The 17610-nt window shown below is 42.8% G+C and carries 15 protein-coding genes; all 15 read right to left on the reverse strand.

Going from position 1 to position 17610, the window contains the following annotated elements; translation table 11 throughout:
* Positions 1-35: 35 nt before the first annotated feature.
* Positions 36-911, reverse strand: coding sequence for a hypothetical protein (locus IPH92_01495; GenBank protein ID QQR65237.1), 876 nt, complete (start codon positions 909-911; stop codon positions 36-38).
* A gap of 80 nt (positions 912-991) precedes the next feature.
* Entirely contained in the window at positions 992-1261 is a 270-nt protein-coding gene (gene rpsT, locus IPH92_01500) for a 30S ribosomal protein S20 (GenBank protein QQR65238.1), read from the reverse strand.
* Positions 1262-1408: 147 nt separating this feature from the next.
* Positions 1409-2623 carry a GIY-YIG nuclease family protein gene (locus IPH92_01505; protein ID QQR65239.1) on the reverse strand — a complete coding sequence of 405 codons (1215 nt, stop codon included), beginning with the start codon at positions 2621-2623 and terminating at the stop codon, positions 1409-1411.
* A 7-nt stretch (positions 2624-2630) separates the two neighbouring features.
* Positions 2631-5267 (reverse strand): excinuclease ABC subunit UvrA, encoded by a 2637-nt coding sequence (uvrA, locus tag IPH92_01510; protein QQR65240.1) that lies wholly within the window; start codon positions 5265-5267, stop codon positions 2631-2633.
* Positions 5268-5327: 60 nt separating this feature from the next.
* Positions 5328-6716, reverse strand: coding sequence for a HAMP domain-containing histidine kinase (locus IPH92_01515; protein ID QQR65241.1), 1389 nt, complete (start codon positions 6714-6716; stop codon positions 5328-5330).
* On the reverse strand, positions 6713-9391 hold the full coding sequence (locus IPH92_01520) for a hypothetical protein (protein ID QQR65242.1): 2679 nt from the start codon (positions 9389-9391) through the stop codon (positions 6713-6715). The genes IPH92_01515 and IPH92_01520 overlap by 4 nt, the downstream gene beginning before the upstream one ends.
* Before the next feature lie 57 nt (positions 9392-9448).
* A complete protein-coding gene (gene uvrB / locus IPH92_01525; GenBank protein QQR65243.1) occupies positions 9449-11476 on the reverse strand; it encodes an excinuclease ABC subunit UvrB in 2028 nt (675 codons plus the stop codon).
* A gap of 70 nt (positions 11477-11546) precedes the next feature.
* Entirely contained in the window at positions 11547-12146 is a 600-nt protein-coding gene (locus IPH92_01530; GenBank protein ID QQR65244.1) for a bifunctional (p)ppGpp synthetase/guanosine-3',5'-bis(diphosphate) 3'-pyrophosphohydrolase, read from the reverse strand.
* Between the two features lie 100 nt (positions 12147-12246).
* On the reverse strand, positions 12247-13446 hold the full coding sequence (gene tgt / locus IPH92_01535; protein ID QQR65245.1) for a tRNA guanosine(34) transglycosylase Tgt: 1200 nt from the start codon (positions 13444-13446) through the stop codon (positions 12247-12249).
* A gap of 49 nt (positions 13447-13495) precedes the next feature.
* Entirely contained in the window at positions 13496-13987 is a 492-nt protein-coding gene (locus IPH92_01540; protein QQR65443.1) for an FKBP-type peptidyl-prolyl cis-trans isomerase, read from the reverse strand.
* 110 nt (positions 13988-14097) lie between these two features.
* Entirely contained in the window at positions 14098-15165 is a 1068-nt protein-coding gene (locus tag IPH92_01545) for a CapA family protein (protein QQR65246.1), read from the reverse strand.
* A gap of 7 nt (positions 15166-15172) precedes the next feature.
* On the reverse strand, positions 15173-16216 hold the full coding sequence (locus IPH92_01550) for an AI-2E family transporter (GenBank protein QQR65247.1): 1044 nt from the start codon (positions 16214-16216) through the stop codon (positions 15173-15175).
* Between the two features lie 62 nt (positions 16217-16278).
* Positions 16279-16428, reverse strand: coding sequence for a hypothetical protein (locus IPH92_01555; GenBank protein QQR65248.1), 150 nt, complete (start codon positions 16426-16428; stop codon positions 16279-16281).
* 128 nt (positions 16429-16556) lie between these two features.
* Positions 16557-17108 (reverse strand): TlpA family protein disulfide reductase, encoded by a 552-nt coding sequence (locus IPH92_01560; protein ID QQR65249.1) that lies wholly within the window; start codon positions 17106-17108, stop codon positions 16557-16559.
* A 2-nt stretch (positions 17109-17110) separates the two neighbouring features.
* The gene (locus IPH92_01565; protein ID QQR65250.1) at positions 17111-17596 is read right to left on the reverse strand and encodes a hypothetical protein; all 486 of its coding nucleotides are present in this window, start codon (positions 17594-17596) and stop codon (positions 17111-17113) included.
* Between the last annotated feature and the right edge of the window lie 14 nt (positions 17597-17610).

Below are 17610 nucleotides of genomic sequence, written 5' to 3' on the forward strand. Positions count from 1 at the left end.
TCAATTTCACCTATATTATTCTTTAGGGAAGTTCACTAAAGATCGGTTTCGTTGATATTTTTCCATACACGATGCCTACTCAAGTTTCCGTACACTCCTTCAAGTAAGTCTAAATCCTTGTTGCTATCGACGAGGAGTTGGACATTTTTATACGCGAGAGATTTTATAAGATGACTGCCTACTTCGTCCTGCATATACGTATCATACATATCCCTAAAAGCCTCAAAGTCCTTGATGAAACAATGTCCACCTGCACCACGCCCTGTTTGATGCACGGGCTCTGTATGACTCACTCCAATACGTGGATCATGAATAAAGGCATCCTTTACTCGAGTCCAGTCACCACCCATTTTTGTGACGAGGTCATAGAGCATATTCATGTAAATAACCTTTGTGAAAAGAAAACAGTTACCTGCATATTTCACAAACTCAGCATCCCGAGCGTGCAATATGCTTTCGTATGGAGCTTTCGGTAGCACCTCGAGCACTTGGTTTGCTTTTTCTGTATATGCTTCGTTTTCAAATGGTATACCGATGATATTTCTGTTTGGATGTGCAGCATCATACGCTGCTGTCTTCTCTACAAGAAATTCTGGGCTGTGCATGACATAAATATTTGAAAACTCTGTTTGCAGTATTTCTGTAGTACCGGGAAGAATAGTCGACTTTATAACTGCAATTTTTTCTTTTCCTACCAGATGAAGCACTCCACGCACTGTATCAATATTAAATCCATTTGGAGTTGTGGGAGTCGGCACGGCAATAAACACGATGTCGCAATCTGCTATAAAATCTCTGTTTCGTACATAAGGCTCCTCCAGGCCATAGCGCACGACCTGATACCCACGCTGTTCAAAATCATCAGCATAATTCCTTCCAATCCATCCTTGCCCGATAAATCCAACTTTCATATACATGCTAACTTACGAATACTATCAAAAGATACAGATTACAAAACCCCGACGTCTTGGCGCCGGGGTTTGAATTATATCTACTTCACTACTACCTTCCTGAGTGACGCAACAAGACGTGACTTCTTCCTGCTTGCAGTGTTGTCTTTGATGACGCCACGCTTTGCTGCTTTGTCTATTGCTTTGAATACGCTTGGGAGTAATGCTTCTGCTTCTGTTACTGCTCCTTTGGTTACATTGGTACGGAAGTCTTTGACGACGTCGTGGACGATAGTCTTTGTACGGATGTTAAACACGCGCTTATTTTGCGCTGCGCGGTGTGCTTTCTTTGCGTTACGTGTGATAGCCATATTGGGCGCTACTATACTGTATGGAGGGGGTTTTGGCAATGATTCTAATTCAGCATACGCTTATTGCATTGACAAGCCCCCACTCTTGTTTTGTCACAGGGTAACCCTGTGTCACAGGGTTACCCTGTGCAGGGTTGGTGAGGTGGGTTAGATTGGTTTTCGCTTTTTTCTGTGGAATGTGATGGCGAAGCGATGTGACTCAGCATTCGCAAGCAAAATGGCGTCCTTGTGCTCTGCAATCATATTTTTGGGGCCTATACAGTGGTGTGGCTTGTGATGTTCGTCTTTTACCACCCCAACCACAGGAATAACGCTCATATTGCCTTCAAGCACTCTGAGTGCCGCATTTCTTTGTGCTGTACTGCCATCTACCACAATAAGATCAGGTAGTGTCCATTCTTCGTGTTTTAAACGTCGTGTGAGTATCTCTGTAAGGGCTCTTGTGTCATCAGGGCCGTTACACTCTTTGATAATGAACTTGCGGTACTCCGATGGTACAGTTTCGCCTCTATTAACCACCGTCATTACACCCACCATTGCATCTCCCTGCATATGAGCCACGTCGTACGCTTCAATGCGCATACTTTTGTTATCACGATACTCACGCACTTCCCGCTTTAAAAGTGACACATCCTGTATATGATGTAGTGCAAAAATTTTCTTTTTGAGCACCAGTGCTTCTTCAAACTTTTGTGCGCGAGCTTTGCTGTGCATCTGCTTTTCAAGGTCCGCAACAATTTTCTCCTTTTTCCCCTCAAAAAACAGTCGAATATGCCGAATAGTCCGAGCATACTCTACTGGTGTACACTGCTCTGGATATAAGCCAATCTGTCTATTGAAATCCACTTTTCCCTTGTGCATTTTATTCTTATATGTATCGAGAGGAGCAACGATATCATAAAATTGAAAAAGTTTTCGAATAATTTTAAGTGCTTCTCTGAAAAGTGTACCGTTGGGAAAAGGGCCATACTCATGAGTATACGTATATGACGCCAAGTCTTTCCCCCGTACCACAAGTATACGGGGAAACTTTTCATCAGTGATGATAACGTGGTTAAAACTTTTATCGTCTTTTGAACGTGTATTGCACACTGGCTTATGTGTACGAATAAGATTGGTCTCGATGAGCATTGCCTCGAGTACTGAATCGGTCTGCATCCATTCAACCCGTACTGCATCTGCCACCATCTTCTCAATTACAAAACTCCTCTTTTTTGCAATATCATTTCCGAAATAACTTGCGAGCCGTTGTTTGAGTGACGTCGCTTTTCCTATATACAAAATATCTTTTTTGACACCCAAAAAGAAATACACCCCAGGGGTGTTAGGTACATCTTTCCAATGTATTTTCTCTCTTTGCATGCATGAATTAAAGCATTTCTTTCAGATATCTTCCTGTATGTGACTTAGGATTCGCTGCAATTTCCTCGGGTGTACCTTTTGCAACGAGTTGTCCGCCCCCTTCTCCTCCTTCTGGGCCAATATCAAGTACGTAGTCGGTACATTTGATAAGATCAAGGTTATGCTCAATGACCATGACTGTATTACCGCGATTTACCAACTGCTGGAGAATCTCTATAAGTTTTTTCACATCTTCATAGTGAAGACCGATAGTAGGTTCATCAAGAAGGTATATTGTTTTTTGAGTGTGTGGCCGATACAACTCAGATGCAATTTTAACACGCTGTGCCTCACCTCCTGAAAGGGTCGTGGCACTTTGTCCCAGTTCAAGATAACTCAACCCCACATCGAGGAGTGAGCTGAGTCGCTCATGAATAGAGGGAACATCAATAAAAAATGCATCTGCCTCCTCAATAGTCATATGAAGTACTTCATAAATATTTTTTCCTTTGTAATACACCTCAAGAGTTTCTTTGGTGAAGCGTCTTCCGTCACATACATCACACGTCACAAAGACGGTAGGTAGAAAATGCATCTCAACCGCAATTTCGCCGTTGCCTTGACATGCCTCACAACGTCCTCCTTTCACATTAAATGAAAAGCGTCCTGCCTTCCATCCACGTGCACGCGCCTCACCGGTGGCCGCAAAGAGGTCACGGATATGCGTAAATGCACCCGTGTACGTGGCGGGATTAGAACGTGGTGTGCGTCCTATGGGAGACTGATCTATGAGCACGGTGCGTCCAAGGTACTCAGTGCCGGTAAGGCTTGTCGCGTTATAGGTATGTGGTGTGCGAAATTTTTTGTCGAGACGAGAACGTAAATTACGATGAAGAATTTCATACATAAAAGTAGATTTTCCACTTCCAGAAACTCCGGTGATAGAAATGAGACGTCCAAGCGGAATATCAACATTTAAATTCTTGATATTGAATGCCTTCCCCCCACGAATCTTAATGGAGCCCTTTTCACCATCTCGTCGCTCAGCAGGGATTTCTATTGCAGTCTCACGGCGCAAGTAAGAAAGGGTAAGTGAACCCGATGTATTTTTCTTTTCTGCAAGAAGTGCGTCGAGATAGCCACTGACCACCACTTCCCCACCATGAATACCCGCACCGGGACCAATATCGACAAGATAGTCAGCGGCAAAAATAGTATCTTCATCATGTTCTACCACAATGATGGTATTGCCTAAATCACGAAGATGCGTGAGTGTTTGAATAAGCTTTTCGTTGTCACGTTGGTGAAGGCCGATAGTAGGCTCATCAAGAACATACATTGCACCCACGAGCCCAGAACCAAGTTGTGATGCGAGTCTGATGCGCTGGGCTTCCCCTCCTGAAAGTGTATTTGCACGACGATTCAAGGTAAGGTATTCAATACCCACATTTATCATAAAGTCGAGTCGTTCAATAACTTCACGAAGCGCGGGCCATGCGATATCTTGATCCTTCTTTGAAAGCTTTAGTTCAGAAACAAACTTCACGGCTTCGCCAATAGTCATATTGGTAAAATCGACGATATTTTTTCCAAGATTCTTTTTTCCATCTCCCCCTATATATACACGCATTGCCTCGGGACGAAGACGTGCACCCTTACACACCCCACACTCATCAGTATTGAAAATACCGGTCGTACCGAGCCCGTTACATTCCGGACACGCACCATATGGGGAGTTAAAAGAAAAGAGACGAGGCTCCACTTCAGGAAATGACGAACCATCAATTGGGCAGATAAATTTTGCTGAAAGAATTCGCTCCTCGCCATTTGGCGTACGCATTTTCACAAGACCATTCGACTCGCGGAGTGCAAGTTCTACCGCCTCAGAAAGGCGCTCACGTGCATTCTTTGGTGAATGGGAAAATTCGCTTACGTATATTTCGTCCACGAGCACGTCTATGTCATGACGTTTGTTCTTATTGAGAATGATTTTCTCACGGAGCATCTTGATTTCACCATCAATACGCACTGTCTCGTATCCTTTTGAGAGTAGGTCATACAGCATTTGGTAGTACTCGCCCTTTCGCCCCACCACTACTGGAGAAAAAATTGAAACGCGCGCAGAACTTACCTCAACGCCCATCACATTTTTTGCACTGGGGTCATGCATATGTTTTATTTCACGGTCTTCAATAGATTTTAAAATAATCCCGAGGATTTCGTCCTGAGACAGTTTTTGTATTTGCACATCAGTGTCGAGGCAATACGGTTGGCCGATGCGCGCATACAGAATACGAAGGTAATCGTAGATTTCTGTAATTGTTGCCACAGTTGAGCGAGGGTTCCGCGAGGCTGATTTTTGATCAATAGAGATCGCAGGCGAAAGTCCTGAAATTTCATCGACGTCGGGCTTTTGCATTTGCTTCAAAAACTGTCGTGCGTATGACGAAAGTGACTCCACATAGCGACGCTGTCCTTCAGCAAAAATAGTATCGAACGCGAGCGAGGATTTCCCGCTTCCTGAAAGACCCGTAAAAACAACCATTTTATTACGTGGAATTTCTAAATTGATGTTTTTGAGATTATGCGTTCTCGCACCACGAATAATGATTTTTGGATCATTTGGTTCCTCCCATGATGTTTTAGTTTGTTTTTTCTGAGCCATAGCATGAGGCCATATGTTGGCGCATATGGATATGTAGATACGATTATACAGGAAAATATACTATTTTGAAGTGTGTGGTTCCCTGAGATAGGTCACCTTAGGAAGGGTGATTACCACATGAGTGCCGACACCCTTGATTGATTCCACTGCAATAGAGCCTCCCATGAGTTCAATGAGTTGTTTTGTAATCCACATACCTAAGCCGGTGCCCACGGTATTATCAACTTCAGCAATTTGCACACGGAAAAATGGGGCAAAAAGATTTTTTTGATTCTCTGCGCTGATGCCCATGCCGGTATCTTTTACACGAATCTCTAAACGATCATCTCTATCTTCAATAGAAAGCGTTATAGAGCCTGCTTGTGTATACTTGATAGCATTACTGACAAGATTTGTAAGTGCTTGGTGAAAACGCTTTTTGTCAATAAACATCTTAATGGGGTATATTTTGTTTATAGGGTATATTTTTGTATCTTGTGTGAGTGCAATATTTTTTTCTTTTGCAATAGGTTGCATTATCTCTAAAACAGCAGACACAACTTCTTGAATATTGGTATCAGAAGATGTAATAGATAATTTTCCTGAGTGAATACGCGCTACATCGAGAAGATCGTTCACCACAAGCACAAGCCGTTCTGCAGCGTCTTCAATATTATGCGCATATTTACGCATCTCATCAGAAACGTCTTTGTTTTCAACAATCATACTCGCAAAGCCACGCATCGCGGTAAGTGGTGCTCTGAGTTCATGCGCAATCATGTTGGTAAACATATCCTTCATTTCATTAGCTTTTTTTGATTCAGCATACAAATACGAATAGTCAATGAGTCGTACATGACGAAGTACGAGTAGTAACACAACTGCAAGTAGCCCAAAAAGCCAATAATAGGCATTGATGATGCGAGAGGCAAAAAGTGCATCTGTATGCACGAGCGATGTCTCGGTAAATATATAATAATCATCACCAGTATCTGCCTTAACGACTCGATAACTTAACCAATAGCGGACTCCATCACGAGCTTGTGGCTTTGTCGTGGAACGGTTTGGGTCCGCGTTTGCAACACGATACTCAGTTGGATTTTCAACAATGGTTCCTATCTGAGAAATATCAAGCGATGCAACCACATCAAGATATGGGCCATTTTCGCGGGCAACGACAAAATTAATTATGTCTTCATTGAGTTGTGCAATGCGTGTTAATTCACTTTGCATGACATTCTGATCATACTTCGCAGTATCCATAAGTGATTTATAGACGTCATGCATCATACCAATCCTGTCCTTTTCAAGTCTTTCTTGATTGTCGCGAGCAGCATTCAAAAATTGCAATCCACTCGCTACAAATGCGATTGGTATGACACACATCAAAACAATAGTCATGAGTAATTCAGGATGTTTTCGCACATATCGGTAACCACTTATAATGAGTGAGAAAGCAGATTGAATCATGAAGTACGTGAAGTTTTTAAGACTGTTTTTTTACTGCGGGTAAATGCACCAATGAGCAACAACACTAAGCCGAGTGAAACAATAATAACCGATGCAATAAAAATCATATTGTTTTTATTTGTAAAACTAGGTTGTGCATTTTGTGCCTCGAGGGCAGCACTCATTGCGTCTGCTCTGGTAAACGCATCTGCAGTTTTTACAAATGGTAGTGGGTTACTTTTTGCAATGACACTACCTGCATTGTCAATGATTGTTAAATATATTTCATGCTCACCATTTTCGAGTTCTTTGTCAAAAATGTAATTCCAACTTCCGTCACTTCGTGTCTTAACCGTAACCATGATAGGTGTGCTATAGACATAAAGTGTAACAAAACTATTTGGCAGAGCAGACCCTGAAATAAATGCTCGTGTTTTTTGCTCTGGAGTATCGGGTGTAAGAGTGGTCAAGGTATCAATAGTGAGCAAGTCTTCACGGACAATACCTGTTTCTTTTGGAGATTGATATGCAACGAGAGCTTCAGGATTGCTATTGTGAGGATTATACCCTAGAGTAATTTCTGAACTGTCAATGAATCCATCACCATCGGTATCTGCAGCAAATGGATTTGTTTTATACAGACTTATCTCATCATAGTCGGTAATGCCATCTTTATCGGAATCGTTCGTAATAGCATCACCCACACGTTCTTTTATAATAGCTTCATTTTTTAATGTAAACTCTTGTAGCTCATTCGTTATTTGAGAAAGATAGGTATTAATTTGATCGATAAGTTCTTTTTTCTTAATACTTTCAGGAAGTTCTTGCACTGTATCATTTTTAAGTTTTTCAATATCCTCCTTTGCTTTAAAAACTCCATCAACATTTCCCGAACGTTGCGCGCTTGCAAGGGCATCCAAGTAAATATTGAGTTTCTTGCGATGCTGTTTTAAAATAGTACTTACATTTGAACGTGAACCTTCGTCAGGTTGAATTCTTGTTATAAACACATCAACTGGTTCAACATAAATAGTTGAACCATCAACCACATCATCCAGACCATCACTCAACGATGGTAAGTCTGATGCAATGTTCTTAAGCCCATCAATGACATCCTCTTGTTCAGGAGTAAATGCATCCATTACCTGATTACGTACAACTACTTCAAAACGAGAACTTTCAGTAAAGCCAAATGCTGTCTTAACACGTGAATGAATAATATAGGTACCATTTGGAGTTTGTGATGTGTCCCATTCGTACGACCAACTTGTTTCAGAAAGCTTCGTCGCTAGACCAAGAAAATATGTTGAAAAAGAATTACTAGAATTACTGTAGAACTCAACCCAATCAACGGGTGACGTAGAGACGTTAATGTATACAAAACCTGATACAGGGGATGTTTCACTAAGTGAGAGTAGAATTATTGGCGCTATTGGTTTTTCTTCTGTCGTAGTAGCGAGGGGAGGTGGTACCACAGGATGGTTTGCAATTATCAAATTTACTCGTGAACTTTCGACTATCTTACCATTCACGATAGCGCGTATAAAAAAGTCATATTCGCCATCAGGTAAAAGTTCTGACTTCCAGTTGAGCCCCCATTCATTGCCATTACGGTTTGTTGCAAGCCCAACGTAATACAACGCTCTTGATTTGATATTGTGTGCATGTATGGTTATTCGAGTAGCGTTATCGACAACAACCTTAAACTCCATCGCTTTTGTAATTATTCCTGTTTTTGAAGTTGTGAACTTGATTGATGATTCACTTTCGTTTATAGGTGAGTCCTCGCTTGTGCTCGCTATCGCTCCAATATCATTCGCATTTGTCTCGGAATCTTTTGATATTTCTGGAGTATTATTTCGAACATCATAAACTTCAAGACCGGTATAGTCATATGTTGTGTCATGATTCATTACGACTACTTTGATACGGTATTCGGCATTGTTGAATTTTGTTGTATCCCAATAAATCCTCCATGTGTTTTCGTCTACCTTCTGTGCACTGCCGAGAACGATAGACTGTGTCGAATTCCGATTATCAAGAATTACTTTAACACTTGAACTTTGTGGTACGGTAATTGTAATGGGGACGGTTCCACTGAGAAGTGGGCCACCTTCTATGAAAATGTTTGGTATTGGAGTTATATCCGTGAATCCAGCATCTGTTGCAGCATTTGTAGTAGAAGTTGCAGGTGTCTGAGTGAGAGCAGCGGTCTGTGAGCTACCGATAAAAGTTAGCATTGCATCGCTACTTGCTGGAGCACTAAGAAGTGAGAAAAATGTACCGACAAACATAAGGAAAAAACCAGCAATACGCGCGACAATCGGAAGCCTCTTTTCAGTAAGAATCGGAAAACGGAATGGTGATTGTATGGCTGGCTTCTCAAGTACAGAGGTAGAAATTACGGATACTGCTTGCTTGGAAGGTTTTTTAGTTTCTACTATCTTCGCTTTTAACACGGATTGGGCTATGGGTGCCTTTGATTTTTTAGTATTATTAGTTATGAGAATATGCAAATTTTTCGGCTCAGAATTTTTTTTGAGTTTTATAATTGTGGATTTCGGCTTAATGGGTAGCTTCATTACATTACTGGAGATTATTTTTTTCTCCTCTTTTTTTTTAGATGCAGTAAGACGTCCTGGTGCTTTCACCGGGACTTTTGTTTTTGCTGTCGGTTTCATCACGCGGGCAGCCATATCGTTCTACTAGTATACCGTGAAGAAGACCTGTGCAGGTGTGTGGACTGTCAATAACTATTTCTTTTTCTTAAGTGCCTCAAGTGATAGGATTTCGTCGCGCAGGATTGCTGCAGTTTCAAAATCGAGCTCTTTCACTGCTTCCGCCATTTGCGCTTGTTTCTCCTTAATTACTGCTTTTGGGTTCTTCAAATAGAGTTCAGTATCTATAGTGAGGAGTGTTGATACTGCTTTACTATGCTCGCTGCGCATTTCTGCAGTAATATCTTTAATTTCTTTTGCTATTGTAACGGGGGTAATGTTGTGCTTTTTGTTATATGCAAGTTGAATTTCTCTGCGACGATTAGTTTCACTGATGGCATAGGTAAGTGCGGGGGTCATTTCGTCTGCATAGAGGAGTACACGCCCATTCACATTCCGCGCGGCGCGACCAATAGTCTGAATGAGCGATGTTTCCGAACGAAGAAAGCCGGATTTATCTGCATCAAGAATCGCAACGAGCTCTACTTCAGGAAGGTCGAGACCTTCACGAAGAAGGTTTACCCCCACCACACAATCAAACACACCCCTCCGGAAATCAGTAAGTATTTCAATACGTTCAATAGTTTTTACATCACTATGAAGGTACTTAGAATTCACCCCACGCTCTGTGAGAAACTCGGAGAGGTCTTCAGCCATCTGTTTGGTAAGTGTAGTAACGAGAACGCGTGTCCCTTTTTTGATAGTCTTAACCGATTCTTCAATAAAATCTTTTACCTGCCCCGGATAGTCACCACGCTCAGTCACTGGACGTAAATCAATCATAGGGTCAATCAACCCTGTAGGTCGAATAATTTGCTCTACAATTTGTCCTCCATTTTCAGGACCATGCGCGAATTCAAATTTCCCTGGTGTTGCTGATGTATATATACACTGCCCAACATTCTTTGAAAACTCGTCAAAAGTCAGTGGACGATTATCAATAGCGCTTGGTAGACGAAATCCATGCTCTACGAGCGTATTTTTACGAGAGCGGTCACCAGCGTACATTCCACCGATTTGCGGAATGGTGACATGTGATTCATCAATAATGGTAAGAAAATCAGGTGTACCATCTTGTGCACGCGGAAAATAGGAAAGAAGTGTGTATGGCGGCTCCCCTGCTACGCGACCATCAAAATGTCGTGAGTAGTTTTCGATACCATTGCAGTATCCAACTTCACGTATGAGGGCGAGGTCGTGGTCACTACGGCGCTTTAAACGCTGAGCCTCAAGCAGTTTCCCCTCTCTTTCAAACACCTTGAGTTGTGCATTGAGTTCATCTTGAATATCTTTGATTGCACGCTTCCTCTCTGCTTCAGGTGTCACAAAGTGTTTTGCAGGAAAAAGGAAAAATGACTCACAGATTTCAATAATGGAGCGCGAAAGCGCATCAATTTTTGTAATGTGTTGAATAGTATCTCCTGCAAACTCAAGACGATAAATCACCCGTTCGTTTGTCGGCATTATTTCTACAGTATTCCCTACTGAACGAAAATGCGCTGGCGTGAGGTCAGCATTGGTTCGTTCAAAATACATTCCCACAAGAAGTCTAAGTGCATCACCACGAGAAAGTATTGCCCCAACCTCAATCTTTTTATGAACTTTCTCATATTCGATAGGAGAACCGAGACCATAGATACATGACACTGATGCAACGATGATTACATCTTTGCGGGTGAGCAGTGCCTGCGTGGATGCATGGCGGAGTCTATCAATCTCATCGTTAATCATCGCCTCCTTTTCAATGTAGGTGTCAGAAATAGGCATGTACGCCTCAGGTTGGTAATAATCGTAGTATGAAACAAAGTAATGCACCGCATTGTTGGGAAAAAAGTCTCGATACTCCTGTGCGAGTTGTGCAGCGAGCGTTTTATTGTGTGCAATCACCAACGAGGGCTTTTGAATTTGGGCAATCACATTTGCTGCGGTGTACGTCTTCCCTGAGCCGGTCACACCCAAGAGCGTCTGGTGGCGCATACCAGACTTGATTCCCTGCACAAGCTTTTTAATAGCCTCCGGCTGATCGCCTGCAGGCGTTTTGTCAGTTGCTAATTCAAATTCCATATCTGTGAGTATACATTCAGATTGCACATAAAAAAAGCCGGTCTGTTATGCGGACCGGCTTTTGAAGCCACTACTTGTTCCAAGATTTTTCAACCTCTCGTATAGCACATTCAAGTTCGTGGATGAGAATGGTGTGCTCTTCAGCAAGAGGTATATAGAAATCATATGTTTCTTGAATCTTCCTTTGTTGCTTTTCCGTTTCATGAGCCCAAAGTGTCATGATGTTGTGGAGTCGATCGGCCAGTTTGATCATTATGGGTCGTCGTGGTGCAGATTGTAAATGCACGTGATACAGTGCATTCCGCTTCTTTTTATCTCCACCAAAGTCTACAATGTCAAACTTTGTGACCCACCACACAAGTTCCGCGATATCTTTATTATACGCAAATTGGATATATTCATCATTCCACCCAAGATGGGGCAAGTCCTCAACATTGTCATGCAAAATTGCAGCAGCGATTACATGTGGGTCACGAATGCGTAAATGTTCCAAAAGTATGATTGCTACCGCTTCAGGGTGCCCAAAGTAGGGTGAACCACCGTCACGTTTGATATCTTCAAAAGCGCACATCGTTTCGTCGTACGCTTTTTCAATTAGACTGTATCCAATACTCCCTTTGAGGAAATACAGGCGAAGACGTCTGAAGAATTCATCTTTTGACTGATACATCAAAATCAGATTGCGAATACCTTCGAGCATGGAAGTTCCTTTCGTCAAAAATCAACCGAATGGATTAAACCATAGAATGCGTTAAACGTACATACAGGTACTACGCTGAAAGCAAAATGTGTTCGCGAAGTTTTTTTGTAAAATTGACGATGAAATAGAGGTTATGGAGTGATGCGAGATGGGGCCCAAGCATCTCATGTGCACGAAAAAGATGAGCGAGGTAGGCACGCGTGTAGTGGGTGCATACGTAGCAATCGCAGCCCTCATCTGGCTTTCCTAAATCTGTTTGATATTGTGAATTTTTTAGTGAGATGCGCTTAATCCCCTCGTGTGTATGTGTATAGATACTACCAGTGCGCCCTAGGCGTGTCGGTAATACGCAGTCAAACGTGTCGCACCCCATCTGGACACCATCTACAATGTCCGCAGGCTCACCAATACCCAAAAGATGTCGTGGTTTATTCTCGGGTAGAATATCATTCACCACCGCTAGTGCATCCCCGAGATCTTCTTTTGAAAATGAACCGCCAATGCCAAAACCATCAAAATCCATAGCGGCAAGTGTACGAGCGCTTTCCTGTCGCAAATCTAAGTAGCGTCCACCTTGCACGACTCCATAAAGTCCTTGCTTCTGTAGTGCTTCATAATTACGTTTATGCGCAAGGAGCGAGCGCTTGGCCCAACGGTGCGTGCGTTCCATTGCTTCTTGTTGATACTCTCGGGGTGCGGTGGGTGATGTACACTCATCAAAGGCAACGATAATATCTGCACCAATACTATGCTGGATCTCAATTGAGCGCTCTGCAGTGAAGCGATGCATGCCACCATCAATATGTGACGTAAATGTCACTCCATCTTCATCAATGACACAGAGTTTCCCTTGACTCTCAGCAAGCTCTTCTGAATACACCGCAAGTCCTGCGTCTTCCGGTACCACAACATCTTCTTTTGCAAATTTTGTCACCCCTTTTCCAAAGGCTGCCCCAAGCGAAAACACCTGAAATCCCCCTGAGTCTGTCATGGTGGGTGTCTGCCAATTTGCAAACCTATTGAGCCCCCCTGCTCTCTCAATAATATCGGTTCCTGGCTGGAGGTAGAGATGGTAGGTGTTTGCAAGTGTTACTTGATTACCTACATATTCTTTCAAATCTTCCCCCTTCACTGATTTCACACTTCCCTTTGTACCCACCACCACAAAAGCTGGTGTTTCAATATCACCATGGGGAGTACGAATAACGCCAGCCCGGGCACGTGTCCCCGACTGGCGCTTCACAATGTCAAAAGTAATAGGATTTGCCATTACACTTTCTTACACATAATGACGGACATCGGATGTCCGTCATTATGTGTTATTTGATTTCGAGGAGTTCTACGGCGAAGACGAGGGTTGCGTTTGGAGGGATGGCACCCACTTGCATGTTGCCGTATGCCATACTGCCAGGAATCACCAAGATGCGCTGACCACCTACTTTCATACCAATAAGCCCCTTCTCCCACCCTTCAATTACCTTGCCATCACCTACGGTAAATATAAATGGTATTCCTCGGTCATATGAGGAATCAAACTTAACACCATCCTGAGTCGTACCGATGTAGTGCACGGTAACTGCATCACCTTCTTTTACAACAGCATCACCCGTACCTATGCGAACGTCGTCAGTAACCATCTCAACAAGAGTGCCCCCTGCTGAATGTGCATCCTTCAGTGCGTCTTCAAGTTCTACTGAATTCTTTTCTTCTTGACTTACCGCTATCACCGCTCCTTGTGTAGCACCGTCTACCGCGTTATTAACCACAAAAACATCAGTCTGAAAACGCATGACGCCGAGAGCAAGCGCCATTACTCCGATACTAAAAAAAATTCCTATTGCTTCTGTTTTATTGAATGGATTCATAGATTACATTATTTATTCTTCACTATAATAGCGGTGTTCAGAAAACATGCAAGCAACTACCGTGGTACCGTGATGGTACCGAAGGTAACGTCCACATGCGAATCGTTCCCTAGATTGCTTAAAATACGTTCACGGAGTCCACTTGCAGTCATTTCATCTGCGTGGTGTGGTTGGCTTTCTGTATCAACACTTGAAAACGGCATCAGTGTGTATGTAATCTCTGCTTTGTCTATCTTCATGTGTACACCCAACATTTCTTGCACATTTTTACTAAAAAATTGATCGAATACAAAATTGCCCAGAGAGTAGAAAATGGGTTTATCTTTATAGAGTTCGACATCCTGCACAACATGTGGATGATGTCCGATCACTACATCAATTCCCTCGTCAATAAGTGTTTTAGCAAGTTCTTCCTGAACGTCATTATGGATAAGTTCATACTCTTCACCCCAATGCACGTATGCTACTTGTATATCACTTTGCTGATTCAATTCAGTAATGGATGCTCTGAGCGTATTTGAGGCTGGTGCGCCAAAGAGAGTGTGCACAAAAAGTATCCCAACGTGATGTGTTCCCACTTCTACTACTTTAATGCTTTTTTCGGTAAGTCCCTTTGGGTCACCACCGCAGATAAGTCCGTATTCTTCACAGAGCGTGCGTGTGTGCGTGAGTGACGCTTTCCCATAGTCGAGAGCATGATTATTCGCAAGTGAAAGTACGTCAAAACCAACCGTTTTTAAGTGTGCAAGGTATACTGGTTCGACTGAGAACTGAAACGTATAATTTGGGGTTGGGTAATGCACCTTCGATACAACACCTTCGAAATTTCCTATGGTAGCATCGGGTGACGAAAGAGTGCTCTCGAGTGCTTCAAATGGATACCTCATGCCTGATTTCTTCATGCGAGATTCCACTGCGCGCGCAAGCATGATGTCACCCACAAAAAGTAAAGTCCCGGGTCTGGCCACTGGTGCAAATAATGGAAGCGTATCCTTCTCTTCTGCATTCGACATTTTGTTTTTCCACGTATCCTGCATAATGGAAGCACTTTCAACAAAAGGAGTTATCCCTGTTATAAAAACGAAGCACACAAATACAGTAATACAAAAAAATCGCGTTTTCATATATCTCTTATGTTCCCTGCTGAGAAGTTTTTATGTGTGAGTGATAGATTTCGAGGAGCACGAGAAAAAGGCTCAAAATAACGGGGCCAAGAATAAAGCCAAGTGGTCCAAAGAACACAATTCCTCCGAGCACTGCAATAAGAATTAAAAATGGATGCATCTTGTTTCCCCTGCCCATTACATAGGGACCAAGGAGATTATCAATTAATCCCACTGCGAGTAGCCCCCAAATAGTAAGGAGGAGGGCTGGCAGTTGTGCCCCCATAATGAGAAGGTACGCCACTGCAGGAATAAACACAATCGCTGTACCCACCCCAGGCACCAAAGCACCAATAGCTGCAACGCAGCCCCAGAGAATTGCTCTATCGAAGCCAAAGAGTGTAAGACCCACTGCAGTGAGTGTCCCTTGTACCATTGCAACAAGCACCGTTCCAAGAGCGACTGCACGTATCGCTCGGGCAAGACGCGCGATAATTTGCTCATCATAACTATCACGAAGCGGACTCAACTTGATAAGATATGTTGTGAAGTAGCGTCCATCGCGAAAAAAGTAAAATGCTGCAATCAGACTAATAAAAAACTGAAACACTGTCGCCGCTGTAGTTGTAAAAATGGTGACGAAATGATTGACAATAAATGTCGCTGCTTGCTGAATCATCATGGCGATGTTCAACGTGAAATTGGGTATCACCTTTTGCACTACTTGTTCAATAGATGCAATTGAATTAAAAAAACTGATATTGTCAGATGTACCTATGAGTGAATATACCGAAACTGCCTCGTGTAAAATAAGTGATGCAAGAATACCCAGGGGGAGCACAACCACCGTAAGCACAAATGCAAGAGAAATAAATGCAGCGAGCGTTTGGTTGCGTCGTGGGGTTTTAAGAATAATACGTTCATGAATGGGATAACACACAGTTACCACAATAGCAGCAAGAGAAAGCGCTCCGACAAAAGGTACAAACAAACCCCATACAAGGTATGCACTCGCTCCTAAAATTCCAAAAAAGAAAATGTGTTCAACCAATTTTTGTGGTGTAATGCTCATAGGTATATTGTATAGTGAAAATATGTATGAATAAAGGCCAGACATGCTGTCTGGCCTTTTATCTAATACACAAAGCGTTGCTGTGATGCAGTTGCCGTGGCTTCGAGAAGTCCAAACGAAGCACTGAGAGCTGAATCTGCAGAACTAAACGTTTGCGAAAAAAGTGAGGAGATGTACCAAAGAATGATAACAAATCCAATTGCTCTAAACATAGTGAATGCGCTGCGACATATACCGTATGGGACGAACATACGGCGCAAAATAAAGATGCATGACGCGAGCGAGAGCGGAAGAACTCTACATTTATACTATAACACGCTTCACAACAAAAGTACAGTGATTAGTCGAGTAGTGCTTCAGCAGAGATTTTGAGATCTTCCGGTGCAAGCACTCCGCGGGTGTGTACGGTTATGACGCCATCTGTAGCATAAAAGACGGTTTCGGGCATTGCATATCCCCCTACCCCTTTGTAGAAAGTGTCGGCAGGGTCAACAAGGAAAATAATCTTAGAATCATCAATGCTATATGTCGCTAGATATGCACGGATGACCGCTTTATCCTCCATGCGATTAATAGCAAGAATCGTAAGTGCGTCACCCTTTGACTCTTTCAGAGTACTGAGTGCTTCGAGTTCTTCTTTAGAAAACGGCATCCATGTGGCCCAAGAATTGATGATAAGTGGTTTCCCTCTAAAATCAGAAAGTTTCACTGGATTACCGTCTAAGTCTGTGTATGACTGTTCCACTGGAGGTTCGATTGTTTTAAGGTCGTTATGAAGACCTGAAAATGGACTGAGTGGAGAGCGCAGTGCAAAGAGTACTGCTCCGCACATGAGCACTATTCCAATAAGTAGACCGAGACCAATCTTTTGTTTTACTGTGAGGGTAATCATTCTTAGCCCTTCATGAAAAGTTCAAAGTTTTCAGGTGTCTCACCTTCTGCTGCGGGAATAAGATTCAATTCTACAGGGCGACCCTCGAAGGTTGCTTTAATCGTTGCATCTTTATGTGCGTCGAAGGTCACCATAAAACGTTGTGGTGTGACGGTCTGTGCGCACGTTTCAGCGTGATTCACAACTTTGAAATTTACTATCACGGTTTCGGGCGATGATTCTTGAATAACAACATCTGAGTACTCGAGAAGGTCACAGGGGGTTGGCATGAGAATCTCCCCGGCGAGTGTATGTGTGGGTGCTATAAAGAAATGCTTTGCGTCGATGCGGGTAATATTGGCATACGGTCCTTCTCCTGGAATCTGTGTGCCTGGAGTTACCGAAGGCGCCTCAGCGATCTCACTTTTCTTAAGGTATGCAAAAACAAACATGCCAACGACCACGAGTGCAAGGATAATAAACGCTACGGTCATATGTCGGTGTTCCATAATACAAAATGCTT

It is taken from the genome of Candidatus Kaiserbacteria bacterium, assembly GCA_016699245.1.
Lineage (GTDB): Bacteria > Patescibacteriota > Minisyncoccia > Phycocordibacterales > UBA918 > Damh-18.